This window comes from Winogradskyella sp. 4-2091 (assembly GCF_045765065.1).
Classification (GTDB): domain Bacteria; phylum Bacteroidota; class Bacteroidia; order Flavobacteriales; family Flavobacteriaceae; genus Winogradskyella.
In genome coordinates, this window is record NZ_JBJKOD010000021.1 from 1 (window position 1) to 26728 (window position 26728).

The window sequence follows — 26728 nt, forward strand, 5'->3', positions numbered from 1 at the left end:
CAGATGATAATGATCCAACGAATGATCCAACGGTAACTATTTTAGATGATAATCCAGAACTGACTGTAACAAAAACTGTGAATAATATTTCGTCTGAAGGCGCAATAGGATACTTAGATAATGTTATTACTTATGATATCGTTGTAACTAACACAGGTAATGTGACCATTACTAACATAGAAATTACAGATGCGAATGCAGATGTAGGTTCAATTACTGGAAGTCCAATAGCAAGTTTGGCACCAGGCGACAGTGTCACTGTAACAGCAGAGCAAACGATTACGCAAGCTGATATAGATGCTGGTTATATTGAGAATAGTGCAAGTGCAACTGGAGATAGTCCAAGTGGTACGGATGATGTTAGTGATGTATCCGATGCAGGAGACGAGGCGATAGAAACACCAGATGGCGACGGAACAACAGATAGTGATCCAACAAATGATCCAACGGTAACACCATTACCAGATCCAAGTATTGAGGTTGTAAAAACATTTGAAATTACTAATGATGTATTACCAACAGGTGCAAGTTTAGATGATGAAATTACATATACTATAACGGTAACAAATACAGGTAATGTCACTTTAGACAATGTTGCTATTGTTGATACATTTACAGATTTGGATGGTAACATATTAACTTTCGTTACAGGGCCAAATTTTGTAAGTCCTTCAACAATGGGTAGTGTAGAAGGTATATTACTGGTTGGTGAAACAGCTACCTATACTGCTACATACAGTATTGAACAAGACGTAATTGATGTTGGTGGTTTCCAAAATAGTGTTGTTGCAAGTGGTGATAGTCCTGACGATACTACAGTATCTGATACTAGTGATGATGGTAATGATGATGATGGTAATTTAGAGGATGATCCAACTGAGATTATTATAACATCAGAACCTAGTATTAGTTTAATTAAAACAATATTGCCTTTAGAAGATACTAATGGTGATGGAATAGCTGGTGGTGTAGATGATATTATTAATTATGTATTCATTGTTGAAAATACAGGAAACGTAACTTTAACTAATATTGTAGTTGAAGACAACCTACCTAATCTAAATTTAGTAGGAGGACCAATTTTAGAATTGCTTCCAGGCGAAATAGATAATGATACGTATACAGCAACTTATTTAATAACTCAAGAAGATATTGACTTAGGAACTGTAACAAATACAGCATCCGTAAGAGGAGAGCAACCAGGTGGTGATATAAATGATCCTTCTGATGATATCATCGATACAAGTGATGATCCTACGGATAATAATAATAATGATGATAATGGTGACGGAGAACCAGATGATCCTACTGTAGTGATACTAAATTCAATTTTTGATTTAGAAGTAACTAAGGTTGTTGATGAAACGCGACCATTAATTGGTGATTTGGTAACCTTTACAATTGAAGTAGCAAACATCGGAAATGTAACAGCTACTAATATTGTTATAGATGAGCAAATTCCAAGTGGTTACGAAATTGCATTAGATCCAAATACGGGTGAACCATTGATTGATTTCATACCATTTGAACCAGATGCCTCATATTCAGTTGTAAATGGTGAATGGGTTATAAACCAATTAGATCCTGATGAAATAGGAATTCTTCAAATTACAGTGGAAGTTCTAGGATTTGGTGATTACTTAAATACGGCATATGTACAAAGTGCAGTTGGTGGAACAGATGAAAATCCAAGTAATAATGAAGATGATGCAACTGTTAATCCAATATGTTTAACCATTTATAATGAGTTCTCACCAGATGGTGATGGTATAAATGAAACATTTGTGATTGACTGCATTGAGCGTTTCCCTGATAATAAGTTAGAAGTTTATAATAGATGGGGTAATATCGTTTATAGCAAAAACGGTTATTTAAATGATTGGACAGGCATATCAAACGGAAGAGCAGTAATTAATCAATCTGATGAGTTACCAGTAGGTACATATTATTATGTGCTGGATTTAGGAGATGGTTCAGATCCGAGAGTAGGTTGGCTATATATTAATAGAAAAAACTAATTAGTACTTAATTATAATATATTTTAAAATGATACATAAATCATCACAAATAAAAGGATTAATAGTTTTAGTATTCTTACTAATTAGTACTATTAGTTTTGCACAGCAAGATCCGCAGTATACCCATTACATGTATAATACATTAAGCGTGAATCCTGCTTATGCTGGTCAAAGAGAAACTTTGAGTGTTGTAGGTTTACACAGATCTCAATGGGTTGGGATTGATGGAGCACCACAAACACAATCATTAAGTATTCATTCGCCATTAAGAAATGAGCGAATTGGTTTAGGATTAAATATAGTAAATGACGCTTTAGGTCCAGCAAGGGAATCTTTTATTGATGCTAACGTGTCTTATACCATTCCGTTAAACGCAGAAGATTTAAAGCTATCTTTTGGTGTAAAAGGAGGTTTACATATCTTAGATACGGATTGGAGTAAAGGGCGTTTTAGAAATACAGATCCAACCTTTGAAGATAATATAAATCTTATTTCTCCAATGATTGGTGCTGGTTTATATATGCACACACGCAGGTGGTACTTAGGTTTAGCCGTTCCTAATTTTATCACTACAGATCATTATGATGATTATACAGAGTCAGTAGCAACAGAACGTATGCACTTTTACCTTATTGGTGGCTATGTGTTTAATATTAGTGAAACCACTGAATTAAAACCTGCATTTTTATTAAAAGGAGTTTCAGGCGCACCAGTAATTGCAGATTTATCGGCAAATTTTTGGTTTCAAAAGAAATTAACTTTAGGCTTAGCATGGCGATGGGATGATTCAGTAAGTGCTTTAGCGGGTTTCCAAGTAACTCCAGGTATGTTTATTGGTTATAGTTATGATATGACATCAACAGGTTTAAATAATTATAATAGTGGAACACACGAAGTAACATTAAGATTTGAAGTAAAAAGGTTAGGTAGAATTTTATCTCCACGTTTCTTCTAAAAATATGACTATGAAAACAGTATCAAAATATATATTATTAACTTTTGTAATTGTAATTTCTTCTAGTGCATTTGGGCAAAATGGAAAGATACAAAGTGTTAAAGATGACTATAGAGATTTCGCTTATGTAAAAACAAGTGAAGTCTTGTTGGAAGTGGCAAATAATGGCTATAAGTCTGCGGATTTATTTCAAAAGTTGGCCAATTCATTTTACTTCCAAAATAAAATGGAAGAAGCTTCTAAATGGTATGGAGAATTAATGAAACTCAATGAGGTTATTGATCCAGAATACTATTTTAGATATGCTTTAGCCTTAAAAGGTATTAAAGATTATGAAGGTTCTGATAAATGGATGGAGAAATTTAATACATTAAAACCTAACGATTTAAGAGGTAAAGCCTTTGTTTCGAAGGTAGATTATAAATCTGCGATTGAAGAATTGAGTAGAGATGATATTGAAATTGTAAATTTAGAAATCAATACGGAATTATCTGATTTTGGTACAACAGAGTACGAAAATGGAATTGTATTTGCTTCAGCACGAGGCGGTGGAAGAAAATACAGATGGAATGAAGAACCGTATTTAGATCTCTACACCGTTGAAAAAATGGAAGATGGCACTTTTGCCGAAGTTAAAAGTGTAGGCGAAAATGTAAATACTAAGTTTCATGAATCTAGTGCGGTATTCTCTCCAAACGGAAAGTATATGTTTTTTACTCGTAATAATTATTTCAAATCAAGATATAAAGAAGATGCAGTAGGTATTAATAGGTTGCAACTTTATAGAGCTACATTAGGAGAGGACGGAAATTGGGATAATATCCATAAAATACATTTCAATAGTTTAGATTATAGTGTAGCGCATCCAGCATTAAATTTACTAGGAACAAAATTATATTTTGCTTCAGATATGCCAGGAACTTTCGGCCAATCAGATATTTTTGTAGTAGATGTTAATGAAGATGGCACATTAGGAGAACCTGAAAATTTAGGAAGTTCTATTAATACTGAAGGTCAAGAATCGTTTCCTTTTATAAATACTAATGGAGATTTATATTATTCTTCAACTGGTTTTCCTGGTTTAGGTGGTTTAGATGTATTTGTATCTAAAGGTGCAGATCAAAAAGTAACGGGAGGTTCTAATCGTAACTTTCCTATTGAAAACGTTGGTGAACCAGTAAATAGTCCATGGGATGATTTTGGGTATTATGAAAACTTAGTAACAAAACGTGTTTATTTCAGTTCTAACAGAGAAGGAGGAAAGGGAAGTGATGATATTTATACTTTCGAAATTCCTGAGATAAAACTTATAGTAGAAGGTACTGTTCAAGATGTTAATACCGAAGAATTATTGCCTAATTCTACTGTTATTCTATTAGATAAAGATGGAAATGAAATAGATCGCCAAATCGTTGGAGATGATGCTTATTTTAAATTTGATGTAGATCCAGAAAAAGAATATCTAATTAGAGTTGAGAAAGACAAATACATCTCAGATGAACAACGATTTACGACTCCAAATAAAAATCAGGAGTTGAAAATGGAGTTATTGATTGAGAAAGATGAGCAGCAAATTGAACCTTGTGATGATTTAGCGAAAGTATTAGATATCCCAATTATTTATTTTGATTTCGATAAATCTAATATTAGATATGATGCAGAAATTGAGATTCAAAAAGTATTGGCGGTATTAAATAAATACCCAACAATGCATATTGATATTCGTAGTCATACAGATTGTAGAGGACCTGCTTCTTATAATGAAAAACTTTCAGATAGAAGAGCAAAATCTACAAGAGCATATCTAATTGAAAAGGGAATTGACGCAGAACGTTTAACGGCTAAAGGTTATGGCGAATCTCGCTTAATTAACGATTGTGGATGTGAACCTACTAATGATTCTAATTGTTCTCAAGAAGAGCACCAGTTAAATAGACGTAGTGAGTTTATTATAACTAGTATAAATGGACAAACATGTGAAGATAAAGAGGAGGATAAAGATTAATTTTTTCTTTATCTACTAGAATAAAATAGCCGTTTAATTATTTAAACGGCTATTTTTATGAAATCCTTTACTTTTTTTTATAATTAAGATGTTAATTTTACAGAATGACAGAAGAACAAGTCATCTTAGTAGATGAAAATGATAACCAAATAGGTTTAATGCCCAAAATGGAAGCGCATGAAAAAGCGCTTTTACACAGAGCGTTTTCAGTATTTGTGTTCAATGATAAAAATGAATTGATGTTACAACAACGTGCAGCGCATAAATATCATTCTCCAGAGTTATGGACTAATACCTGTTGTAGTCATCAACGTAATGGTGAAACGAATTTAGAAGCAGGGAAACGACGTTTGCAAGAAGAAATGGGATTTGTTACCAATTTAGAAGAGAAAACATCGTTTATCTATAAAGCACCATTTGATAACGGTCTTACTGAGCATGAATATGATCATGTTATGGTAGGTTATTATAATGATGAACCTTCAGTTAATGACGAGGAAGTAATGGCATGGAAATGGATGAAATTAGATGCTGTTAAGTTAGATATGATTGAAAATCCACAAGTATATACAGCGTGGTTTAAGATTATTTTCGAGAAGTTTTATGAATTCATAAACGTAAACAAATAATGAAGGTTACTGTACATAGAAAAGCACATTTTAACGCAGCACATCGATTATATAGAAAAGATTGGAATTTTGAGAAAAACCAAGCAGTATTTGGCTTATGTAATAATCCGAACTTTCATGGTCATAATTATGAATTAATTGCGAGTGTTACGGGAGAAATAGATCCTGAAACAGGTTATGTTATTGATGTGAAAATTTTAAAAGATATTATTAAATCTGAAGTTGAAGATGCCTTTGATCACAAGAATCTAAATGTAGAAGTACCAGAATTTGAAGATTTAAACCCAACTGCAGAGAATATTGCAGTTGTCATTTACGACAAAATCAAGAAGAAATTAGATACAAAATTTCATCTTGAAATAACGTTATATGAAACACCTCGTAACTTTGTAACCTATTCGGGCCAATAACACTATGAAAAATCCTCTATACCCATTAAAATTTCAACCTATTCTAAAAGATAAAATTTGGGGTGGAGAAAAGTTGCATAAACATTTTAATAAAGATTCTAATTCTAAATCTTTAGGAGAAAGCTGGGAAATAAGTACAGTACCAGATGATGTTTCTATTGTTGTTAATGGAAGTTTAAAAGGGCAATCTCTTCAAGATTTAGTTAATGAGTATACGTCAAGTTTGTTAGGGAATAAAAACTGGGATCGGTTTGGTGCTGATTTTCCGTTACTGATTAAATTCATAGATGCTAAAGAGGATTTAAGTATACAATTACATCCAGATGATGAATTGGCAAGTTTAAGACATAATTCTTTTGGTAAAACAGAAATGTGGTATGTAATGCAAGCCGAAACAGATGCAAATCTAATTGTAGGTTTTAACAGAGACATGGATAAAGAAACTTATCTAGAACACTTAAAAAACAAAACGCTTACCAAAATTTTAAATTTTGATAAAGTAAGCGAAGGCGATACTTATTTTATTGAAGCTGGAAGAGTACATGCCATTGGCGCAGGAGTTATGTTGGCGGAAATTCAGCAAACTAGTGATGTCACATACCGCGTGTATGATTGGGATAGAGTAGATAAAGATGGTAATGAGCGCGACTTACATAATGATTTAGCTATTGATGCTTTTAAATTTGAATTAAAAAACGATTTTAAAGTTGATTATAGTTTAAACAAGAACACATCTAATAAGATGGTACAATGTCCTTTTTTTACAACAAATATATTAGAATTAAATACCGAAGTAATTAAGCAAAATACGTTTGACTCATTTATTATCTATATGTGTGTAGATGGTAATGTGGAAATAATCACTGAAGATTTTACAGAAACTATTAAAAAAGGAGAGTCACTCCTTATGCCAGCTGAGATTAAAGATTTTAAATTAAAAACAGACTACGGTAAGTTGCTAGAAGTTTACGTGTAAAACTTCTTGAGAAAGTAAATTTAACTTAGTTATATAACTAAAAGGAATTAGTACTTTTGTAAACGATAAAAAAATAAATATTATGGCGAATAAAAGAGATTTAAAGAAAGATATAAATTACGTTTTAGGTGATATTATTGAAGCAGTATATGTATGGGAATTAACTAATACTGCAAAACCAACCAAAGAGAGTGAAGCTATTATAGATGAAGCTATTGTTACTTTTGATGAATTAATTACTCGTGTAAACGATAGAAATGTAGAAGATAAGAAAGCGCACTTTAAAGCAATAAACAATGACCTTGAATCAAAAGGGAAGAATCTTATTGAAAAAATTAATAAATTAAAATAAATTGTTTTGCAAATTTGAATATCTATTTTAAATTTGCAAACTCTTTTTTGCCGATGTAGCTCAGCTGGCTAGAGCAGCTGATTTGTAATCAGCAGGTCGTGGGTTCGAGTCCCTCCATCGGCTCTTAAAAAATAAAAATCCAATCATTAAATTATGATTGGATTTTTTGTTTTATTACAATAAAATAAAAACTTATACTATTCCGTAGTAGTTCTATTAGCAATAGCTTCGTTTAGCTTTTTACCATACAGTGAATTCTTTATCTCTGGTGTTAAACTATTATAAATTGAATCTATAAAAATAGGATTTGCATTCCTGGCTTCATACAAAGCCAAGTAAGGTGCAATTTCATTGTCTTTATGATTCATAGCATATTGTATAGTATATGCGTATTTACGCTTTACCATGTTGTCTCCTAATCTATTTAAAGAGTCAACAGCTATACTATCGTTTTCTTTTTGTGCCAAAAAACGAGCCTCCAACATATCTAAATTTTGATCGTTAAATTTAGACATCACTTCTATATATTCCGCTAATAACTCTTGTTGTTTAGAGCCTTTTATTTCAGAATCATAATTAAAATTCTTTAAAGTTGTATTGATTTCGGTAACCCCTTTGTTAGCGAAAAATGGTATAAAATGCTCTTCACCATCATTCTTAAACAATTTTAAATAAAGAATAATTGGTTCTTCTAAATCGGTATGCAACTTAAATTCTGATTGTCCATTAATAACCACAGAATCTAAATTTATAATAGTAGAATCGCCATCTTTTTGAAGATAGACAATACCCTTTTTTAAACCTTTTACTTTTCCTTTTAGTGTGAATGTTGCCTCACTCTCCTTAGCGCAAGACACGGCCAAAATTGTTAAGATAATGAGCGTTAAGGCTTTGTTTAATTTTGTCATATTTTGATAAATAATTAAGTGCGTAAATATCTTATAATTGTTTTAAAAAAACTAACCTGCTGCTGCAATTTTCATAAGTTCCGCACAAAGAATTGCGCCATAAGTACCAACTACATAACCAAAGACAGCTAGTAAAGCACCAACGGTTGCTAAAGATGGATGAAAAGCAGCAGCCACCACAGGAGCAGAAGCAGCACCACCAACATTAGCTTGGCTTCCTACGGCTAAAAAGAAAAATGGTGCTTTAATTAATTTAGCAACTAAAATGAGTAAAATAGCATGTATTGTCATCCAAACTAAACCAATTAAAATTAATCCAGGGTTTTCAAAAATTTTGCCCAAGTCCATTTTCATTCCGATAGTAGCAACCAAAATATAAATGAATACACTACCTATTTTACTCGCACCTGCACCTTCATAATTTTTAGCTTTTGTAAATGATAATAAAACACCAATTAAAGTTGCAATAGAAATAAGCCAAAAGAAACCACTACCAAATGACGACAACGCGCTTTTGGGATTACTTACAGCTTCAAAATTATCTTTTAAGTAAACGGAAATATGATCTGCACCAAAATGCGCAATACCAACAGCACCAAATGCAAAAGCCAATATTACAATAATATCTGTGAGTGATGGGTTTCTAGTAATTTTATCACTAAATGCTTGTACTTTATTCTGTAAGGCATCGATGGCTGTATTATCTGCTTTAAACCATTTATCTATTTTCTTTCGTTTTCCAATTCCAAGAAGGATTATGGCCATCCAAATATTAGCAACAACGATATCAACTAATACCATTCCACCATAAAGTTCTTGATTAAATTCATAAATCTCTAACATAGCAGCTTGGTTGGCTCCTCCACCAATCCAACTTCCTGCTAATGTAGCTAATCCTCTCCATGTGGCATCAAAACCTACGCCTCCAACTGTTTCTGGAGAAAATGAAGAGATAAGGAGTATAGCAATTGGTCCTCCAATTACAATACCTATTGTACCTGTAAAAAACATTACCAATGCCTTCCAGCCTAAATTAAAAATTGCTTTTAAGTCTATACTTAATGTTAATAGCACCAATGATGCTGGCAATAAATAGCGACTCGCAATAAAGTAACTTTCGGAGATTTTATCTGAAATTAAACCTAAGGAATTAAATATAGCTGGAATTAAATAACACATTAATAAACCAGGAACTATTTTGTAAAACTTAGGCCAAAATCCGGTTTTCTTAGATTCAGTAAAAAACACCAAACCTAAGGCAATCATTAATAAACCAAAAACAATAGCATCGTTTTTAAATAAAACCCACTGATTGGCTGTTGCCTTTTCAATTTTTTTCTTTTTAAGTGGAATTAAATTTCGATCTAATAAAAAACTGCTCGATGCTATATTTAGGAGTTCTACATCCTTAAAGCGTCCTTCTGTTTTTAAAACAATATCAAATAATGCCGACTTTTTCTCATAAGTAAGATTAGAATAACCAACATATTCTATAGAATGCACTTTGTCATTTACGTTGTAATTAAAAGTACCTTTTGCTAGTTTTTTATTTGGAATAAATTGAACAATATCAGCAAGATCATCGGTTATAGTTAAATCAATTTTAAAAGAATTGAAACTTATAGAATCTATTTTTACAGGAATTGTAAATACATCTGAATGGCTCGAACTCGGTTTTTCAAAAGTAAGGGTTTGAGCAAACGAAATATTAATGCTAAAGAGGATTACAGAAAGTAGTAATAAAGTTTTTATAAGGGATTTCATATTTTGGCGTTTATTAATCGCAAAATACAAAAATTAAAAACTAAAAAAGTGACCGTTTCCGATCACTTTTTTTCATTGGGTTTATCCTTTGGTTTAGGTTGTCTATTGTTTTCTTTTAGATATTGCATTAGCATCCATTCTATTTGGCCATTGGTGCTACGGAACTCGTCTGAAGCCCATTTTTCAATTGCTTTCAGCATGTCTTCATTCATTCGTAACGCAAAGGCTTTCTTTTTAGACATTATAATTATTTTAATTTTTCTTTATAGGTTTTTAGCACACTAATGGCTTCAGTTCTTTTTTGAGTACCAATTAAAAGTTTTCTTCCATTTATTAATTCTAATTGTATGCCAATATCTCCAGAGACATTTATGGCTTTACCTTTAGATGATTTCCAAAGTGAGCTACCTCTCAATCCCCAACCACCATATTCGCTTATTGCACTGTAGGTTCTCACATAAACTTTTTCTATCTCATTCCACCGAATAACTTTAAAACTCCAATGAAATGGAAAGAATTTATAATGAATACCATCGTCATCAATTCTAGTATCTAATTTAAAGATAAAAATGATACTTGCCGATACTAAAATAACACTAGTAAACACTATGATATCTGATGTAGAGAAACTACTCGGATTGGTTGTATATTCTTTTGCCATAATTCCTAAAGGAATCAAAGTGCCAATTAGTATTAGAATAATTAACCAGGTTTGATTAAAGCGTTGCTCTTCGTTGAAAATTTTCATTATCTGTTTTTATCGCGTTCAAATATAACTAAAGGCGAATTATGTCCTATATGTTTCACTTCCCAACCTTCTCTTGCATATTGATTTAAAAGGTCTCCATATTTTTGAATTCTGTTTTTAAAACCTAATTTTGGTTGAATTACTTTATACTCTTTCATATTTTAATGATTTAAGGTTCCTGTATTTAAAACTGGTGAAGCGTCCTTATCGCCACAAAGTACAACCATAAGATTACTTACCATAGCAGCTTTTCGTTCTTCATCTAAATCTACAACTTGTTTTTTATTCAGTTCTTCAATTGCCATCTCTACCATACTCACAGCACCTTCTACAATTTTATGTCTTGCAGCTACGATTGCTGTTGCTTGTTGACGTTTTAGCATAGCACTTGCAATTTCATTTGCATAAGCTAAGTAACCAATTCTTGCTTCTAGCACTTCAATACCTGCAATAGATAAACGTTCGTCTATTTCTTTTTCTAAGGCAGTACTCACTTCATTTACACTAGAACGAAGTGTAATATCTTCGTCTAAGCCTTCATCTGCAAAGTTATCATAAGGATACATACTTGCTAGTTTACGTACAGCAGCATCAGTCTGTACGCGTACAAAGTTTTCGTAATTATCGACTTCAAAAGCTGCTTTGTACGTATTATGTACTCGCCAAACTAGGATAGTGCTAATCATTACAGGATTTCCTAATTTGTCATTTACCTTTAAGCGTTCACTATCAAAATTACTAGCTCTTAAAGAAATCTTCTTTTTAGAATAGAATGGGTTTACCCAATAGAAACCATTCTTTTTCACAGTACCTACATATTTACCAAATAGGAGTAAAACTCTCGATCCATTTGGTTGTACCATTAAAAAACCAAAAGCGAGTACTAATGCAGCAACAATACCAAATATTGACCAACCTGTTTTAGTGATTGGTATTAGGGCAATGCTTCCAATAAATAATATTAAAAATAAGAATAGCATTAAATAGCCATTTGCCGGAACGATGATTTTTTCTTCTGTCATAATTTATAAGTTTAATTAGTTAATAAATATTATAATTTATTATGATATTAAAATAATATCATAAAGATATAACTTATAATGTTAGTGTGCAAATAGATTTAAATGTTACAGTTTTATTAAAAAATAAATAATTTAAACTTTGGCACAGCATTTGTAATATACTAAACGTAATGAAAATTACTTTAGTTATCGAGAGGTAACACTACTACAGAGTAGTCTCATTACATTTGGTTGGTTAGTTAGAAAAAAGCATCTCGTGGTTGGGATGCTTTTTCATTTTAGAAAGTTTTGGAACAAAAAAAAGCATGTATATAACTAGATGCTTTTAAATATTATATAATTTTGGATGGTTTAAGACTGAATGAAATCTGTAAGAGATTTTATAAGTTGAGGTGATAATGGTCTGAACGATTCGTTATAAGATTTTGAATTTTCTAAATCATCACCTTCAATTTCAAATAGCACATGGTTCATGTTATCAATTATTTCTAATTGTGCTTCATCATTCGCCTTTTTTAATAATTGCGCTTCGTCTTCTGATACCTGAAGATCTTTAGTACCATTTACAATTAAAATTGGCATGTCTAATGTTTTTATAACCTCAGTTGGGTTGTAAGACATCCAGTTCATCATAAATTTCTGAATATTTGGCCCAAATAATGATGCTAGTTCATTGGGGTAATCCGTAGTTGTTTTTCCTGTTTTTAAAGTGTCTACAATACGCTGTGTTTCAACACCTAACTTTGGTGCCATTTTTGTGACCTGTTCTACAAGTACGTCTCCTATATTGTTACCTGCACCTGCAAGTGAAATAAAACCGTCTGCTTTATCTTTTGCAGCTAGCATACCAACTAAACTCCCTTGGCTATGACCTATGATATATATTTTATTGTATTTTCCTTTAGCTTTAAAATAGTCTATGACATCAGAGGCATCATTGACAAAATCATCAAACATAATATCATTGTCTACATCATTTTTTAAAATTTGTTTTACAATACGCTTATCATACCTAAATGTGGCAATACTATTATTAGATAGACTTTCTGCTAATTTTTTTAAGGAATTATTTTTTAGAAAATTTTGATTTCCATTTCTGTTAGTAGGACCAGAGCCTGCAATAATAATAGCAAGATTTATTTGTTTTGAATCTACAAGAGGTTCTAGTAATGTCCCATCTATATGTTTGGTTATTGTAAGTTCTTCTTCTGAAAAGAAGTTGTCTTGACCAAAACCAACTGAAGACACTAAAAATAAGATAATGATAATATAAGCTTTCATTTGTATTTTATTTAAGTTGTATAAAGTTATATTAATTAGAATTGAATCTCAATATTAGCAACGAAATTTATCTAATTTTATGATTTTATCGTGAAATAAACACAATATAAAATTGGTATTTAATCGGTAAAAAGCATTATTTCGTCTTGTAATGTTAAAATTATGTGTATTTCAACGATTAAATGTGTTTTTTGACGTGTGATTTCAAAATGAGTTATATATTTGACATGTACTAGAAATTTAGTTTTTAGTTCAATGGATTAATTAATTAATATTTGTTTTATGTTGTGTATAATTAGAGACCCTAAATCTACCAGCATAGTAAAAAAGCAAATAAAACTAAAACCGAGATTGAGGGATCTCGGTTTTTTGTTTTTATGAGGTTATCAACTTCATTTCTCTTTCTTTCCTAATAATTATACCTGATTATAATCCTAAATAGAAGGTTTGCGTATATAATTTAATTACAGCATCTGTTTTTTGATTAATTTAGTAATCGATATGAATTATAAAACACTCTTTTTTATTGGAAGTCTTTTGTTAATCACATTAGGTTTCAATCTAAAACAATCTTTACCAGAAGGTTTTGTTTATGTAGAAACTGTGATTCCGGATTTAAATGTGGAATTGCGGTATTTTTCTGAAAACAATTTTGTTGGCGACTCCATTGATGGCTATAAAGCAAATCGATTAATTCTAACCAAAGCTGCTGCTGAGAAGTTAAAATTGGTGCAAGAAGAGTTACAAAATCAAAATCTATGTCTAACGGTTTATGATGGTTATAGACCACAGCGCGCTGTTAATCATTTTATTCGATGGGCAAAAGATTTGAATGATACATTAAAAAAGCAACAGTTTTATCCTGAAGTCAATAAACGAAACTTGTTTAAATCTGGTTACATCGCTTCACGATCTGGGCATAGTAGAGGCAGTACTTTAGATTTGACCATTTCAGATGGTGAAACAGGCGAGCCTCTCGATATGGGAAGTCCTTTTGATTTTTTTGGCGAAGAATCTTGGGTTGCGCATGAAGGTTTAACAGAGGAACAACGTAAAAATAGGCAGCTTTTAAAGACTGTGATGTTAAAACACAATTTTAGAAACTACCCAAAAGAGTGGTGGCATTTTACATTGCGTTGGGAACCTTTTCCAAAAACGTATTTTGATTTTGAGATTGAATAATTTAAGACCTCTTCAAGTAAATTAAACCAATAAAGGGACCAAGAGCTAATACCATAAAAGCGTAAGGTGTGTAGTTTGTATTTGCTAATAAAACGTTGAGCAGCTGAATACTAATAATGGTTATAGCAAAACCAATAGAATTAACTATGGTAAGTGCAGTACCTTTTGCATTAGCATCACAATTTTGAGCAACCATTGTAGAGAATAATGGAGAATCTGCAATAACTGCCATTCCCCAAATTACAAGAAATACTATAAAAATAAAACTAGAGTTTACCATAAAAAGTAATGGCGAGAGTAGGCAACACATGCCAGAAATACTAAGCGAAAAAAAAGCTGTTTTTTTTATACCATAAGTCTTGGATAGAAAACCGCCAATAATACATGATACTGCGCCCGAAGCGATAACAATAAACGAAAACAAAGAAATGTTTAATGTCACATGATGTAATTGCGAATGTGTGATTAGCAAAACAGGTACAAAAGTCCAAAAGGCATAAAGTTCCCACATATGACCAAAGTAGCCAAAGGCTGCAGATTTAAAAGATTCATCCTTAAATACCTTTAGAATTTTAGACATTTCAAATTTTTGAACTAATTTTTGATAAGGACCATCTGGTACTAATGCAAAAATTAAAACGCCTCCTAATAGAGCTAAGGAAGATGTGACCCAAATAACCAATTCCCATTTTAAATCTAGATTAAACGATTTAATTAAATACGGAAATGCGGTTCCTAAAACCAGAGCAGCAATTAAAAAACTTAGTGATTTTCCTAGTCCTTTTTCAAAATGATCTGCAGCAATTTTCATACCTATTGGGTAAATACCAGCTAAACTAAAGCCAGTTAAAAACCGAAATAAAAGTAATGTTGTCATAGTGTTGTTTTCGTATAATACACCAATATTAAAGATGGCAGCGAACACTGAACAAATGAAGAAAATTCGTGACGGAGAAAAGCGGTCACCAAGCGTAAAAATGGCAAAAATAAAAGTACCAACTATAAAACCAAACTGAACCGAAGAGCTGATGTAGCCTAAGGATTCAGGTCTTAATTGAAAAAACACAATTAAATCATCTATAATTGAGTTACCTGCAAACCACAAAGAAGTACAGCAAAATTGCGAGAAAATAATAATAGGTAATATCTTTTTAGACGTTGTGGTTTTCAATAGCGATTAGTTTATATATGTCCAAGCCCAATACATCAATACAAATTGTAATGGTAAACGAAATAATAATAGCCATTTTGGAAATCCTGCAGATGCCTTTTTACTCGATAACATATAAAAATGTACCAATAAAAATACAGCCAACATGGCAATAATACCATAAATAGAAATAGTCTTTAAAGTAGGAAGACAAAGTCCTATAGCTAACAGTATTTCTGCTAAACCACTCAGATAAACAAGAGTTTTATGCTTAGGTAAATAGTTAGGCATTATACGCATGTACGCTTTTGGCTTTATAAAATGCATAATTCCAGCAATACAATACATAACAGCCATAACATAAAGACCTAATGGCTCATTCATCTTTGTATGTTTTGTAGGTAATACCAATACCGTAATTGAATAAATTTTTATCTAATAAACTAGACTTAAATTGGTTGCCTTTATCAAAATTAACCCAATTGTTTCCATTGATAAATACACGTTTTATATAGGTGTTTTTGCCTTCAACCTCATTAGTAAAAGGAAGTAATGGTCTAAAATTGGTAGGTATTTTAACTATTTTGCCGTTTTTAGATTCAATCTCTTTGTATTTTTTATTTGGTAATAGTTTTCCCGCTTTATTCGTGTAGCCTAAAACTTGTAGTGATACAAAAAAACCATTATCAGGTACACGTATATTATAATCATCTACATTAAGTTCATAGGCATCTCCATCTTTTTCAGTAGCTCTAAATACTATAGTTTCATAAGTGAGTACGTCGCCAGGAACACCATTGTTATTATCGTAAAATTGCACCTTAAATAGGGTTGAAAATTTCTTTTTCTCACTGTTTTTTTTGTTTCGTTTTTCCCAATCTTTAGATTCTAATGCAATAGGAAAAAAAACGGTTTTTAGATTTTGATCTTTAGTTGTAGATTTTGGAAAATAAACAGCGATTTCAGATTCTATGGTTGGTAACCAACAGTTATAATAATCATCATCTAATGACGGTTTTAGTTTTTCCTCCTTAAATTTTCTGTCTTTTTTAAAGTTAAGCATTACTTCATCTAATTGATGCGATTGTGCTTTCATTATTAATACTTCAGGAAGATTTTTTGTAGCAACATTTAAATCTTTAAATCCTATTGCAGATATAAATAGTGAATCAATATCTGGATATAATTTTTCAGTAAAAATAAATACACCTTCATCATCTGCAAAAATGCCGTTCCCATTACCAAAAGAGATGGTTGCGTAGCTTACAGGATATTGAGAAATACTATCTTTTATAGTGATTTGTGCAAAAGATAATTGCCCAATACATAGAAGCGTAAATAGAATTTTGTACATGCTTAAGTTTTATAGATTTTAAAGATACATCATTTATAGGCATAAAAAAACGCCTCAATTATGAGACGTTTTTAAATTATAAAAATTACAAGAGTTACTCGTTACCTACATGTTTTTTAGTTTGTGTAAAACCTACATACAAGCCAACGCCTGCCATAAAGAATATTAAAGATGGGTAAACGGCATCACCTAAACCTGTATAGGTGTCTAAAATATTCGCAATAAATACACCCAATCCAATTCCCATTAATAGAAAAGCTAAATTTAGTACTACAACTTTCCAAGAAGAGCTTGATCGTTTACCTATGTTAAAAATACTGGCATCTGCACCTTTTTCTATAAGTGCTAAACGTTCTTTGTTTCGGGTGGAAAAGTATAGATATACAATTCCGAAAATAGATAAGAATAAACTTAAAGGGATTAATATTTCTTCATTCATAATGTTTGATTTTTAATTGATTAAATTTAATTGTTACATAGCTTATGACGATAACATTTAATCTTAGGTTACACTTTTTGTAAAAAAAAATAAATATTTATATAAGTGTAACCTTAAATAATGTTTTGTCGTCTATACTAATATAATGACCACCAACGACGACCAAATACTAATTAATGCTATTAATAATGGCAACACTAAAGCGTATGCACAACTTGTAAATCGCTATAAGGATTTAGTATTTACCTTAGCTTTAAGGATGTTAAAGCATAGAGAAGAGGCAGAAGAAGTAGCGCAAGATACATTTGTAAAAGTGTTTAAGTCATTAGATAATTTTAAAGGCGATTCTAAATTTTCTACTTGGATTTATAGAGTGACCTACAACACTTGTTTAGACCGTATAAAAAAGAATAAAAAGCATATAAATGATGTTCCTATTGATGAATTTACCTTTAATAAATTAGATACTATAGATAATGCATTAGATAACTTAATTAAAGAAGAAAAACATGCTTTAATTAAAAAGTGTGTTAATATGTTGCCAGAAGATAGCAGTGCATTATTAACGCTATTTTATTTTGAAGAATTATCCTTAGATGAAATATCGAGGATTATAAATATTGAAGCAAATACTATAAAAGTGAAGCTCTTTAGGGCACGAAAGAAATTGGCAGTTATATTAGAGCAATATTTGAAACCAGAAAACAGATTGAAACATGAAAGAGGATAATAAAAAAATAGAGGAATTTATAGATAAAATAATGTCTGAAGATGTTTTAGAACAACCCTCTTTAGATTTTACAACTAATGTTATGTCTCAGGTTGAAGCTATTTCTAAATCTGATACAACTGTTTATAAACCATTAATTTCAAAACCAGTTTGGTTTATTATTCTAGGTAGTTTTATGGCCTTAATTGGTTATGTTATGTTGGGAAATGCCGAAACAACTGCAAGCTGGACAGACCGTTTAGAATTATCAGAAATTACTTTTAATTTGTTTGAAAACATATCTTTTGAGTTTTCATCAACATTTATGTATGCGGTTGTGTTTTTGGCTGTGATGGTTAGTATTCAAGTACCAATACTGAAGTTTTATTTTCAGAAAAGAATAACGTTTTAGTCTGGATAATACCAAAAGAGTATTGATTTCAATCTTTTGTTTAATGTATCTTTTTCTTTTAACGTTTTATAATTTACATGCAAAATATGTTTTCCAGGTGTTAGATTTTTCGTTGGTATATAGGTTTCAAAACCTAACTTATTTTTATTAACGACAAAATCAGATTTAAACGCTAATGAATCTATTTTAATGTCATACAATTCATTAAAGGTTTTTACATAATCTTGCTTAATACTATCTAATCGCTTTCTATTGTTTCCCCAATCATTTTTTCCGTTATTATAACCAACAACAACATCAGAGGTTATACCTCTCGAATCTTTATCTGGTTTTAATCCTTTGTTAAAATTAAAGATATTGTCCTCAATAGATTCAGATAATTTAATGAATATATTTATATAATTATTGGTAATAATTTTAGATTGTATTGCAGCATCCTTTACAAATAGTTCTGCATTTTCATCTATAGAATCTAAATAATTATTGTCACTAGTTATATAGCTTGTAGCTCTACTTCTTTCGTTAAAATAGTTAGAGAAATTATTATTTAATGACGACAACATTATAATTAGTAGAAAAATTGGAAATAGAATTAAACTCAATCGTTTACCAAATTTATTATCTAGAAAATTATATACAATTGGTCTATATAAAAAGGATAACGTTATAAAACTAAACAACCAATAAAAAGGAAAATATAGTTGAGAAATCCACTTTTTCTTTTTTAACCAGCCTTGGGTTATAAAGTCAAAGAAGGTTAAAAACATACCAAAAACAATAAAAATCATTAAAGGAATTCCTAATGCTTTGCTGAGCCAACCAGGAAGGTTTTCATTACTTATAACATACTCAGCAGTTAATACTATAGTTAATATGGTAAAGGTAAGTGCAAGTACATAAAAGATTAATAAAAAAGAAACAGCGAAAATTATACTACAGTAATTCTCAAGACGCGCAATGTATCTATCAAAAGAACCAACTCTTTTCTTTAAGTATTTTGTAAATTTTTCACTGTAGTTTAATTCACTGTAATCAATATCTCCAGAGACATAGCGTAAACCTAGAGCTCCAATCCACAAACCTCTAAGTAAAACATGTAATAGTAAATTGAAAAGCAAAATAACACACGAATATAAGCCAACAATTGCAATAATAAATTCATGTAAAACACCATTATTTTCTGCTTCTATAGAAGCTATGCTTAAAGGGTCATAAGCACTAACTAAACCAAAAATGGCAAAACCCGAAATCAGTAATTCTAGTTGCCAGCTTTCTTCTTGTAATTTTTCGAGGAGTTTTTTAAACGCTGGTTTGTTATAATCTTGACTCATTATAAGGTTGTTGATTGATATTCAGTTTAAAATTAAACATATTCAGTTAAAATCAATCTTTTTATTAATATTTTGAAACCTTTTATAAATTCTATCGTTTTTAAAAATAGAAACCGCTAATCAACACAATGCATCAAACAGAGACTAAACTAATTAAGCTATGTAAAAAGGGAATTGAAGTTGCACAAATGCAAGTTTATGACACTTATGCACAAGCAATGTTTATTATCGCTTGTAGATATCTCAATAATGATGAAGACGCTAAAGACGCGATGCAAGAAGGTTTTTTAAAAGCATTTACCAATATAGAAAGCTTTCAACCGGAAGCTACTTTTGGCGCTTGGCTAAAACGGATAATTATCAATCAATGTTTAGATGTTCTAAAGAAAAATCAATTGCAATTTGATGCTGTTGAGGTTTCAGAATTAAGAATAACAAACGAAGAGGATTGGCAATTTGATAGTTCAATTTCAAAACAAGAGATATTAACTGCCATTGAGCAACTCAACGAAAAGCATAAAATAGTAGTGAAATTATACCTGTTAGAAGGTTATGACCATGAAGAGATTTCAGAGATTCTTGATATTCCTATAAAAACATCAAGAACACATCTTAGACGAGGGAAACTTAAACTACAAGACTTGTTAAAAGTAAAATACGATGAAGCGAGATATTAGAGAATTATTTAATAACGAAGAAGAACAGGAGGTAAAACAGCTTCCTAATAATCATAGAGCTGAGTTTTTGACGCAACTGAAAAAGCAGTCTAAACCAAAACGAAAGCCATACGGTTGGTTAAGTGTAGCGGCAATATTACTCATTGCATTAACTATTGGTTTTAGTGTTTTTAATACAGACATTGATAAAGATGATCCTGAGCCAATAATTGCACAAATAGAAGCTGTAGAAGCAGAATATTTGGCAAATATAGAAACCGAATGGCAAAGTTTCATAGCGCTCACTGAAGATGAAAAATTGGTAACACGTTTTAGAAAAAAGCTTGATGAGTTAGATATGGATTATAAAGAAATTTCAAAGCAATTTAAAAACGACAGTAATAATATTTTAGTTATAGAGGCTTTGGTGGACAACCTTCAAACGCGACTTCAAATATTAAAGGACATACAAAAACACATCAAAATATTAAATCAAAAAAACGAACAACATGAAAACACTTTTTAAAATATTGGCACTGACGCTCATCACGTCAGCACCTATTATTGCTCAAAACTCATTAGAAGCGAAAATGGATGAAACTCATATCATTTATGACGAAAGTTTTACAACAGATGCAAATACCACTTTAGTTTTAGATTTAAGTAATACTGCAGCGATAATTAAAAAATCCAATGATAGCAAAGTCCATATAAAATATACAAAGGCTTTTAAAAACTATAAAAAGAAATTTGTGGAATCGAGTTTAAAGAGTCATACCGTTTCGGGGAAAAAAGAGAATAACAAAATAACTTTTACCTCAAAAAGCCGCAATTCAAGATACTACAGAGAGTATCAAATGGAGCAAGTATTAATTGGTCGATTGGCAAAAATGAAAGATACAACGACTACAATTAAGCCTATAATTAGAAAATCAATTGATTCTGTTTTAACTCAAATCAGTTTAGCTGAACGCTCAACTTTAAAAGATCTTTTAGGTACTATTAAAATTAAGCCAAGAGTACAGAAATGGAAAAAGAATGATAAGATGCAAATATCAAAAATGATAATCTTTATTCCAGAACATATCCAAGTTAGGATGACACTTGGTAACGCTAATCTTTTTTTTACAGATGAGTTTTTAAATAAAACCACAATGAATTCTAGAAATTCGAGATTGAAATTTAAAAGTATTGGTAATGTTTTAAATGTTTTTGACGTGGATAATGGTTATTTCAATGTTGAAGAAATCACAGCAGGTAATTATAGTTTCGCAAACACGAGAGAATTAACGATCGGAAGAGTTAGTAATTCATTAATAAATTCTGAATTTACAAAGGTTGAAATTGGCGAAGTTGGAAGTAAAGTTGAGGTTGTGGATTTCAATAGTAAATTTACACTCCATAATTTTTCTAAAGATTTCCAAATTCTAGATATGAATACTGAATACTCAGAAATTAATCTATTCTTTCCAGAAGATCTGAATTTTAACCTCACAACATATGGAAGTCACACAAAACACTTTACAGATAATAAAGTATTTGATCTTAGTAATGCTAATCCGCGAACAGATGGTATAATGTTTCAGCTAAAAAATGAAGATAGCTATGGGAAAAATGTAAACAATATTAAGATTAACTCCATTAATGGTATTATCAGATACGGAAAAGACCTGATTGAAATTAATGAGTAATTTTTCTTAAATAAAATACAGATTAACGGTAATTGTGTCATCATAAAACCTGTCATTCTGAACTCGTTTCAGAATCTAAATTGATAATTCAGTACATTTTATTGAGTATCTGAAACAAGTTCAGATTGATAAATCAGTGGATTTATAATCACAAATAAATGGTAGTGAAGACAACGTCTTTCATTTAATGTTATCTAAAGAAAAAGCACTCAGATATTCTAAGTGCTTTTTTTTATTCTAAAAATCTAATTAATCTAACCATCTAATTATTAATACCAACGCTTTTTCTTCTTTTTTGAAGCTTCACTTTTACGACCTTTTTTATACTTACTCCCTTGTTTTTTGTGTACAATAGGTTTCGCTTTTGGGTCTAAAGGATAAGGATGTTCAGTTTCAACAGGTATTTGTACGTTTATAGCATTCTGTATGGTTTTTACGTAACTTTTCTCATCTGCGGAGCACATAGCATATGCTGTACCCAAATTCCCGGCACGTCCTGTTCGCCCTATCCTATGAACATAGGTTTCTGGTACGTTTGGCATATCAAAATTAAATACATTATCGAGTTCGTTAATATCAATACCTCGTGCTGCAACATCTGTTGCAATTAATACTTTTACGTAGCCATTTTTAAATTTGTTTAAAGCTGTTTGGCGCTCGCTTTGCGCTTTGTCGCCATGAATACTGTCCACTGTATAACCATTTTTAAGCAATGTTTGTTCTAGTTTGTTGACGCCAAATTTGGTGCGTCTAAATATTAAAACATTACCTTTTATAGTATTACGCATTAGGTGCAAGCACAATTCAATTTTGTTGCGTTTAGGTACATAATACAATACTTGGCTTACATCTTTTGCTACAGATCGCGTGGGAGTGACGTCTATTCGCTCAGGGTTTTTAAGAATCGTATTCGCTAATTCTTCAATTTTATAAGGAATAGTTGCTGAGAATAATAAGGTTTGCTTTTCTTCTGGACAAAGACGATCAATTTTCTTTACATCATCTATAAAACCCATAGCCAGCATTAAATCTGCTTCATCTAAAACAAAGGTTTCAATATAATCTAGGTTAATATAATCTTGTTTGTGTAAATCGAGTAGTCGACCAGGAGTTGCTACTAAAATATCTACGCCTTTTTTTAAAACGTCAATTTGCGGTTCAATTGAAGCACCACCAAAAACGACTAAAGATCTTAGGTTAGTAAACTGAGCATACGTTTTAAAGTTTTGCTGAATCTGAACAGCCAATTCTCTTGTAGGACTCACAATCAGAGCTCTAATTTTTTTACCCTTTTTTGGAGCATCTTGTTTATCAAACAACTGCTGTAAAATTGGTAATGCAAAAGCAGCTGTTTTTCCTGTACCTGTTTGCGCAGAAACTATAACATCTTTTTTGTCTAAAACCAAGGGAATAGCGCGTTGTTGCACTAGAGTAGGCTCTACGTAACCAGAAGCGTCAATGGCTTTTAATAAAGGTTTTATGAGATGTAAGTCTTTAAATGACATATGTTTTGTATTTGTGTTATCTGGAATACCTTCGTAGGCAAGAATCAATTTTAACGTATAGATTAAAGTCTATTCTGCATTAAGTGCGGAATGACAAAATTAGAATATTAATTTTACCAACGTTCAGCAATCCAATCCTTTTGTTCTTTTTTTGTTAAAAATGTCCAAGCAACAAAGCGACTAATCTTATTACCTTGTCCCATTTCTATAGTTTTAACATCAGTAGCATCTACTTTTTGTAATATCTTGTAAGTTGGCTTTAAGGTTGCTTCTTTAGAAATTAAACTAGTGAACCAAAAGCATTGTTTGCCAAAATGTTTGCTTTCGTAAATCATATCTTTTACAAAACGTGCTTCACCTCCTTTAGTCCAAAGTTCATTTTGCTGGCCTCCAAAATTTAAAAGGGCCTTGCTTGGTCGTTTTCCTTTTAGGTTTTTTAATTTTTTTAGACTTGCTTTTTGAGCATCATCTAAAGACGCATGAAAAGGCGGATTACACATCGTAAAATCTACTTTTTCTTCAGGTTTTAAAATATTGTAGAAGAAGTCGTTAGATTTTTCTTGTCGTCTAATCTCTAAGGTCGATTTTAATCTACGATTTTTTTGTTCAATATCTTTTGCAGAGGTAATGGCATTTTCGTCAGTATCACTGCCAATAAAAGACCAACCGTATTCATGGTTACCGATAATAGGATAAATACAATTGGCACCAACACCAATATCTAATCCTTTAATATGGATTCCTTGAGGTATTTCAGGCTGATTTCCTTGTAAAAGATCTGCAATATTATGAATGTAATCTGCTCGTCCAGGAATTGGAGGACATAGGTAATGCTGAGGAATATCCCAATATTGTAATTTATAATGATGAATTAATAACGCTTTATTCAATGCTTTTACAGCCGCTGGATTAAAAAAATCGATTGATTCGTCTCCATATTTATTAGGTGCAACATAGGCAGCTAATTCTGGCGAACTTTTAATAAGTTTTTTAAAATTATAGCGTTCTCTATGTTTACTTCTAGGATGAAGTTCAGTTTTTACTTTAGGATGTGTTTTTTTCTTTTGCACTATGTTGCTTATTTTAGGACCAAAGGTAAGATAAATCAACTAAGCTTTATCTGATTCTTTTTGGGCAATGATATATAAATAGTCACCCAATTCGTTTTTATAAGAGTCAATGATTTCATTAATTTTTCCAGAATCAATATCATGCCTTAATGAAATGAGTCCGTTTTCTACTTCCTTAATATTTGCTAAAGCACTAAACGATGAAATACCATGTCTAATCTGCTCATCAAAATACAATTCTGGATTTTGCTTTCCACAATACAAAAATTGATCTTCTAAATCGGGTTTTATACTATAGTTTTCTGTATTTGTTATGCTTAATCCAGACCTGGTAAGTGCTTCTTTCACAATCTCTAAACTTGGCATTTGTAACATTGAATCTTCAAGCATTTTAGGAAAATAATGATTGAGCCAATAACCACTCATTTGTTGAGGTGTAGATGTGAAAATTACTATTTTACCTTCAGGTTTTAAAATGTATTCTAATTCTGAAAATGCACGCGTTAAGTTGGCCCAATGATGAATAGTTAAGGTTGCCACTATACCATCTACACTTTGATTTGATAATCCTGTAATTTCAGCAGATCCAATTTTCCAGTTTATAGCTTTGTTTCGAGCTTGTGCTATTTGTAGCATTTCAATGGAAGGATCAATACCAATAAATTGAAACCCTTTTTTTTGAAGCGCGTCTGTATAATTACCAGTGCCACAACCAATGTCTAAATATAGACCATCTTTATTTGGATTAAGATGCTTTATAAATTGCTGTGTTAAGTGCAAGTCTGCTTTACGCGTTTCGTTATAATTTGCACCTATTTTATTGTATTTAACTGACATTTTTTAAATGGTTGATTATTATGTTATGTTAAGAAATTTTGCAAGCGCTGTCTTTTCTGAAGCGGTAAGGCATCATTATTTTCAATTAACTTTATATGATCCTTATTTTTATCTCGAGTGTATAATAACTTAAAAAAATCGAAAATTGAAATACTTCCCTGTATGTGTTCTATTAATTTGAAATCATCTCCATTTTTAACAAAACCCTCTTCTAAAACTCTCACATATGTACCAGAATAACCATGATCAATAAATTGCTTTAAAACATCGTTGGTTCCGAATTTGTGTGCAAATTTAAAACAAGGTTCTCTTGGTTGTGTAATTTGAACTAAAGCTTCGCCTAATTTATAAATGTCTCCAATAATGAGTTCACTTTCATTGAGATGACTAATGGTTAAATTTTCACCAAGCATACCATAGCTCCAATCTAAATTTGGATATAGATTTTGCCAATATGGATACTGATTTTTAGAAAATAAGTAACATGCTTTAAACTCTCCACCATGTACTTTTTTATCTGAAACTTCATCACCATGTACCTGCTCTTTACCAATAAAAATTGGGCTGTCTGTGGGTTTTTTGTATATACCAGTGGTCACTTCATTACCATTCCATAAGAAGGTAAATGGTTGTGCAATATTTGTAGAAATAACTTTCATTATTGTAATAAAAACTCTTATTTGAATAAATATTATTATGACAAAATCATTTCTATAAATTTTTGTGATCCAGAGATTTCTTTACCAATAACATAATTGTGAACTTTTATGTATTCTTTAATATTATTTAATGAATGTATATCGAATTCACAATCCTTAAAATAAATAATATTATCATTTTTCTCTTTAACATTCAGAAGTTTTTTATTTGATTTATTATCAGAAACTTGAAATTTGCAATCTATAAAATCGACAAGGGTAAATCTACAATTTACATATATCATTGGTGTAAAGGTTGTATCTTCAAATACCACGTTGTTTAAATGACAATCTTTTAATACGGGTGTATTAAAGATACATGATTTAAATTGAACATTTTTTAATCGGTAAAAGTTACATTTTTTAAAAGTCCTATCACTGAAAATAAAATTTTCTATTGGGATGTGTGGGAAAGTTTGAATATTTAATAATGGTAATATCAAATCTAAATTATTTTCTAATTGAAACTGGTTTTTAATAAACGCAACTTTGAATGCTTTCGTTATGAATTGAATTGATTTATTTGAAGTTTTCCATTTTTCAAACATCATCAAGAATATAGTAAAAACCACTATTGTTAAAATTAGAAAAGGTATTGCCAATAGAACTTTCTTAATAGTACTAAT

At 31.0% G+C, this 26728-nt stretch carries 30 protein-coding genes and 1 tRNA gene; 14 read left to right on the forward strand and 17 right to left on the reverse strand.

The window, feature by feature from the left end; translation table 11 throughout:
* From ACJBCC_RS16495 to ACJBCC_RS16530, 8 genes are all read left to right on the forward strand, one after another.
* Positions 1–2018, forward strand: a 2018-nt coding sequence (locus ACJBCC_RS16495; RefSeq protein WP_407557824.1) for a gliding motility-associated C-terminal domain-containing protein, incomplete at its 5' end; no start/stop codon positions are given.
* Between the two features lie 28 nt (positions 2019–2046).
* Positions 2047–2973: a type IX secretion system membrane protein PorP/SprF gene (locus ACJBCC_RS16500; RefSeq protein WP_299103255.1), complete on the forward strand. Its 927-nt coding sequence runs from the start codon at positions 2047–2049 to the stop codon at positions 2971–2973.
* 10 nt (positions 2974–2983) lie between these two features.
* A complete protein-coding gene (locus tag ACJBCC_RS16505) occupies positions 2984–4978 on the forward strand; it encodes an OmpA family protein (RefSeq protein ID WP_407557825.1) in 1995 nt (664 codons plus the stop codon).
* 104 nt (positions 4979–5082) lie between these two features.
* On the forward strand, positions 5083–5607 hold the full coding sequence (idi, locus tag ACJBCC_RS16510; RefSeq protein ID WP_299103258.1) for an isopentenyl-diphosphate Delta-isomerase: 525 nt from the start codon (positions 5083–5085) through the stop codon (positions 5605–5607).
* Positions 5607–6017 carry a 6-pyruvoyl trahydropterin synthase family protein gene (locus tag ACJBCC_RS16515; protein ID WP_407557826.1) on the forward strand — a complete coding sequence of 137 codons (411 nt, stop codon included), beginning with the start codon at positions 5607–5609 and terminating at the stop codon, positions 6015–6017. The genes idi and ACJBCC_RS16515 overlap by 1 nt, the downstream gene beginning before the upstream one ends.
* A gap of 4 nt (positions 6018–6021) precedes the next feature.
* Positions 6022–6993 carry a type I phosphomannose isomerase catalytic subunit gene (locus ACJBCC_RS16520; protein WP_407557827.1) on the forward strand — a complete coding sequence of 324 codons (972 nt, stop codon included), beginning with the start codon at positions 6022–6024 and terminating at the stop codon, positions 6991–6993.
* 82 nt (positions 6994–7075) lie between these two features.
* Positions 7076–7345, forward strand: a complete 270-nt coding sequence (locus tag ACJBCC_RS16525; RefSeq protein ID WP_407557828.1) for a hypothetical protein — start codon at positions 7076–7078, stop codon at positions 7343–7345.
* A gap of 49 nt (positions 7346–7394) precedes the next feature.
* Positions 7395–7468, forward strand: a tRNA-Thr gene (locus ACJBCC_RS16530).
* A gap of 74 nt (positions 7469–7542) precedes the next feature.
* Here the strand turns inward: ACJBCC_RS16530 and ACJBCC_RS16535 are convergent.
* The 7 genes from ACJBCC_RS16535 to ACJBCC_RS16565 all read right to left on the reverse strand — a co-directional run bounded on the left by ACJBCC_RS16535 (position 7543) and on the right by ACJBCC_RS16565 (position 13068).
* On the reverse strand, positions 7543–8253 hold the full coding sequence (locus tag ACJBCC_RS16535) for a DUF4369 domain-containing protein (RefSeq protein WP_299103266.1): 711 nt from the start codon (positions 8251–8253) through the stop codon (positions 7543–7545).
* Between the two features lie 51 nt (positions 8254–8304).
* Complete coding sequence (locus tag ACJBCC_RS16540) at positions 8305–9519, reverse strand: DUF819 domain-containing protein (protein WP_407557845.1); 1215 nt, start codon at positions 9517–9519, stop codon at positions 8305–8307.
* Between the two features lie 560 nt (positions 9520–10079).
* The gene (locus tag ACJBCC_RS16545; RefSeq protein WP_299103268.1) at positions 10080–10259 is read right to left on the reverse strand and encodes an Arc family DNA-binding protein; all 180 of its coding nucleotides are present in this window, start codon (positions 10257–10259) and stop codon (positions 10080–10082) included.
* 5 nt (positions 10260–10264) lie between these two features.
* Positions 10265–10765: a hypothetical protein gene (locus ACJBCC_RS16550; RefSeq protein WP_407557829.1), complete on the reverse strand. Its 501-nt coding sequence runs from the start codon at positions 10763–10765 to the stop codon at positions 10265–10267.
* Positions 10765–10923 carry a DUF4177 domain-containing protein gene (locus ACJBCC_RS16555; RefSeq protein WP_407557830.1) on the reverse strand — a complete coding sequence of 53 codons (159 nt, stop codon included), beginning with the start codon at positions 10921–10923 and terminating at the stop codon, positions 10765–10767. The genes ACJBCC_RS16550 and ACJBCC_RS16555 overlap by 1 nt, the downstream gene beginning before the upstream one ends.
* Before the next feature lie 3 nt (positions 10924–10926).
* On the reverse strand, positions 10927–11787 hold the full coding sequence (locus ACJBCC_RS16560) for an SPFH domain-containing protein (RefSeq protein ID WP_299103274.1): 861 nt from the start codon (positions 11785–11787) through the stop codon (positions 10927–10929).
* A 351-nt stretch (positions 11788–12138) separates the two neighbouring features.
* Positions 12139–13068, reverse strand: a complete 930-nt coding sequence (locus ACJBCC_RS16565; protein WP_407557831.1) for an alpha/beta hydrolase — start codon at positions 13066–13068, stop codon at positions 12139–12141.
* Between the two features lie 501 nt (positions 13069–13569).
* Here ACJBCC_RS16565 and ACJBCC_RS16570 point away from each other — a divergent pair.
* The gene (locus tag ACJBCC_RS16570) at positions 13570–14250 is read left to right on the forward strand and encodes a M15 family metallopeptidase (protein ID WP_407557832.1); all 681 of its coding nucleotides are present in this window, start codon (positions 13570–13572) and stop codon (positions 14248–14250) included.
* Between the two features lies 1 nt (position 14251).
* Here the strand turns inward: ACJBCC_RS16570 and ACJBCC_RS16575 are convergent, their stop codons facing one another.
* The 4 genes from ACJBCC_RS16575 to ACJBCC_RS16590 form a co-directional block, all read right to left on the reverse strand.
* Positions 14252–15421 (reverse strand): nitrate/nitrite transporter, encoded by a 1170-nt coding sequence (locus ACJBCC_RS16575; RefSeq protein ID WP_407557833.1) that lies wholly within the window; start codon positions 15419–15421, stop codon positions 14252–14254.
* 6 nt (positions 15422–15427) lie between these two features.
* Positions 15428–15784 carry a MauE/DoxX family redox-associated membrane protein gene (locus ACJBCC_RS16580; protein WP_407557834.1) on the reverse strand — a complete coding sequence of 119 codons (357 nt, stop codon included), beginning with the start codon at positions 15782–15784 and terminating at the stop codon, positions 15428–15430.
* Entirely contained in the window at positions 15777–16754 is a 978-nt protein-coding gene (locus ACJBCC_RS16585) for a hypothetical protein (protein WP_407557835.1), read from the reverse strand. Before ACJBCC_RS16585 ends, ACJBCC_RS16580 begins: the two co-directional genes overlap by 8 nt.
* A 94-nt stretch (positions 16755–16848) precedes the next feature.
* Positions 16849–17193, reverse strand: coding sequence for a DUF6249 domain-containing protein (locus tag ACJBCC_RS16590; RefSeq protein WP_407557836.1), 345 nt, complete (start codon positions 17191–17193; stop codon positions 16849–16851).
* A 145-nt stretch (positions 17194–17338) separates the two neighbouring features.
* On the opposite strand from ACJBCC_RS16590, the gene ACJBCC_RS16595 reads away from it, so the two are divergent.
* Both ACJBCC_RS16595 and ACJBCC_RS16600 read left to right on the forward strand, forming a co-directional pair.
* Positions 17339–17923, forward strand: a complete 585-nt coding sequence (locus ACJBCC_RS16595; protein WP_299103288.1) for an RNA polymerase sigma factor — start codon at positions 17339–17341, stop codon at positions 17921–17923.
* Positions 17910–18314, forward strand: a complete 405-nt coding sequence (locus ACJBCC_RS16600) for a hypothetical protein (RefSeq protein ID WP_407557837.1) — start codon at positions 17910–17912, stop codon at positions 18312–18314. The genes ACJBCC_RS16595 and ACJBCC_RS16600 overlap by 14 nt, the downstream gene beginning before the upstream one ends.
* Here the strand turns inward: ACJBCC_RS16600 and ACJBCC_RS16605 are convergent.
* Entirely contained in the window at positions 18311–19645 is a 1335-nt protein-coding gene (locus tag ACJBCC_RS16605; protein ID WP_407557838.1) for a hypothetical protein, read from the reverse strand. The genes ACJBCC_RS16600 and ACJBCC_RS16605 overlap by 4 nt on opposite strands.
* 128 nt (positions 19646–19773) lie before the next feature.
* Between ACJBCC_RS16605 and ACJBCC_RS16610 the strand changes: the two genes are divergently transcribed.
* From ACJBCC_RS16610 to ACJBCC_RS16620, 3 genes are read left to right on the forward strand one after another with little or no spacing between them, the layout of a single operon-like run.
* Positions 19774–20322, forward strand: a complete 549-nt coding sequence (locus ACJBCC_RS16610; protein ID WP_407557839.1) for an RNA polymerase sigma factor — start codon at positions 19774–19776, stop codon at positions 20320–20322.
* Positions 20306–20827: a hypothetical protein gene (locus ACJBCC_RS16615; protein ID WP_299103296.1), complete on the forward strand. Its 522-nt coding sequence runs from the start codon at positions 20306–20308 to the stop codon at positions 20825–20827. The genes ACJBCC_RS16610 and ACJBCC_RS16615 overlap by 17 nt, the downstream gene beginning before the upstream one ends.
* Positions 20811–21992, forward strand: coding sequence for a hypothetical protein (locus ACJBCC_RS16620; protein ID WP_407557840.1), 1182 nt, complete (start codon positions 20811–20813; stop codon positions 21990–21992). The genes ACJBCC_RS16615 and ACJBCC_RS16620 overlap by 17 nt, the downstream gene beginning before the upstream one ends.
* Before the next feature lie 269 nt (positions 21993–22261).
* Here ACJBCC_RS16620 and ACJBCC_RS16625 read toward each other — a convergent pair whose 3' ends face one another.
* The 5 genes from ACJBCC_RS16625 to ACJBCC_RS16645 form a co-directional block, all read right to left on the reverse strand.
* Positions 22262–23497, reverse strand: coding sequence for a DEAD/DEAH box helicase (locus tag ACJBCC_RS16625; protein ID WP_407557846.1), 1236 nt, complete (start codon positions 23495–23497; stop codon positions 22262–22264).
* 113 nt (positions 23498–23610) lie between these two features.
* The gene (gene rlmF, locus ACJBCC_RS16630) at positions 23611–24567 is read right to left on the reverse strand and encodes a 23S rRNA (adenine(1618)-N(6))-methyltransferase RlmF (protein WP_407557841.1); all 957 of its coding nucleotides are present in this window, start codon (positions 24565–24567) and stop codon (positions 23611–23613) included.
* Between the two features lie 39 nt (positions 24568–24606).
* Positions 24607–25404: a class I SAM-dependent methyltransferase gene (locus ACJBCC_RS16635; RefSeq protein ID WP_407557842.1), complete on the reverse strand. Its 798-nt coding sequence runs from the start codon at positions 25402–25404 to the stop codon at positions 24607–24609.
* A gap of 23 nt (positions 25405–25427) precedes the next feature.
* The gene (locus ACJBCC_RS16640; RefSeq protein ID WP_407557843.1) at positions 25428–26063 is read right to left on the reverse strand and encodes an MOSC domain-containing protein; all 636 of its coding nucleotides are present in this window, start codon (positions 26061–26063) and stop codon (positions 25428–25430) included.
* 35 nt (positions 26064–26098) lie between these two features.
* The coding region (locus tag ACJBCC_RS16645; protein WP_407557844.1) for a pentapeptide repeat-containing protein at positions 26099–26728 on the reverse strand (630 nt) is incomplete at its 5' end.

Coding starts and splice junctions, on each gene's coding strand:
- ACJBCC_RS16500 (WP_299103255.1), top strand. CDS start 2,047: ATGATACATAAATCATCACAAATAAAAGGATTAATAGTTTTAGTATTC.
- ACJBCC_RS16505 (WP_407557825.1), top strand. CDS start 2,984: ATGAAAACAGTATCAAAATATATATTATTAACTTTTGTAATTGTAATT.
- idi (WP_299103258.1), top strand. CDS start 5,083: ATGACAGAAGAACAAGTCATCTTAGTAGATGAAAATGATAACCAAATA.
- ACJBCC_RS16515 (WP_407557826.1), top strand. CDS start 5,607: ATGAAGGTTACTGTACATAGAAAAGCACATTTTAACGCAGCACATCGA.
- ACJBCC_RS16520 (WP_407557827.1), top strand. CDS start 6,022: ATGAAAAATCCTCTATACCCATTAAAATTTCAACCTATTCTAAAAGAT.
- ACJBCC_RS16525 (WP_407557828.1), top strand. CDS start 7,076: ATGGCGAATAAAAGAGATTTAAAGAAAGATATAAATTACGTTTTAGGT.
- ACJBCC_RS16535 (WP_299103266.1), bottom strand. CDS start 8,253: ATGACAAAATTAAACAAAGCCTTAACGCTCATTATCTTAACAATTTTG.
- ACJBCC_RS16540 (WP_407557845.1), bottom strand. CDS start 9,519: ATGATTGCCTTAGGTTTGGTGTTTTTTACTGAATCTAAGAAAACCGGA.
- ACJBCC_RS16545 (WP_299103268.1), bottom strand. CDS start 10,259: ATGTCTAAAAAGAAAGCCTTTGCGTTACGAATGAATGAAGACATGCTG.
- ACJBCC_RS16550 (WP_407557829.1), bottom strand. CDS start 10,765: ATGAAAATTTTCAACGAAGAGCAACGCTTTAATCAAACCTGGTTAATT.
- ACJBCC_RS16555 (WP_407557830.1), bottom strand. CDS start 10,923: ATGAAAGAGTATAAAGTAATTCAACCAAAATTAGGTTTTAAAAACAGA.
- ACJBCC_RS16560 (WP_299103274.1), bottom strand. CDS start 11,787: ATGACAGAAGAAAAAATCATCGTTCCGGCAAATGGCTATTTAATGCTA.
- ACJBCC_RS16565 (WP_407557831.1), bottom strand. CDS start 13,068: ATGAAAGCTTATATTATCATTATCTTATTTTTAGTGTCTTCAGTTGGT.
- ACJBCC_RS16570 (WP_407557832.1), top strand. CDS start 13,570: ATGAATTATAAAACACTCTTTTTTATTGGAAGTCTTTTGTTAATCACA.
- ACJBCC_RS16580 (WP_407557834.1), bottom strand. CDS start 15,784: ATGAATGAGCCATTAGGTCTTTATGTTATGGCTGTTATGTATTGTATT.
- ACJBCC_RS16585 (WP_407557835.1), bottom strand. CDS start 16,754: ATGTACAAAATTCTATTTACGCTTCTATGTATTGGGCAATTATCTTTT.
- ACJBCC_RS16590 (WP_407557836.1), bottom strand. CDS start 17,193: ATGAATGAAGAAATATTAATCCCTTTAAGTTTATTCTTATCTATTTTC.
- ACJBCC_RS16595 (WP_299103288.1), top strand. CDS start 17,339: ATGACCACCAACGACGACCAAATACTAATTAATGCTATTAATAATGGC.
- ACJBCC_RS16600 (WP_407557837.1), top strand. CDS start 17,910: ATGAAAGAGGATAATAAAAAAATAGAGGAATTTATAGATAAAATAATG.
- ACJBCC_RS16605 (WP_407557838.1), bottom strand. CDS start 19,645: ATGAGTCAAGATTATAACAAACCAGCGTTTAAAAAACTCCTCGAAAAA.
- ACJBCC_RS16610 (WP_407557839.1), top strand. CDS start 19,774: ATGCATCAAACAGAGACTAAACTAATTAAGCTATGTAAAAAGGGAATT.
- ACJBCC_RS16615 (WP_299103296.1), top strand. CDS start 20,306: ATGAAGCGAGATATTAGAGAATTATTTAATAACGAAGAAGAACAGGAG.
- ACJBCC_RS16620 (WP_407557840.1), top strand. CDS start 20,811: ATGAAAACACTTTTTAAAATATTGGCACTGACGCTCATCACGTCAGCA.
- ACJBCC_RS16625 (WP_407557846.1), bottom strand. CDS start 23,497: ATGTCATTTAAAGACTTACATCTCATAAAACCTTTATTAAAAGCCATT.
- ACJBCC_RS16635 (WP_407557842.1), bottom strand. CDS start 25,404: ATGTCAGTTAAATACAATAAAATAGGTGCAAATTATAACGAAACGCGT.
- ACJBCC_RS16640 (WP_407557843.1), bottom strand. CDS start 26,063: ATGAAAGTTATTTCTACAAATATTGCACAACCATTTACCTTCTTATGG.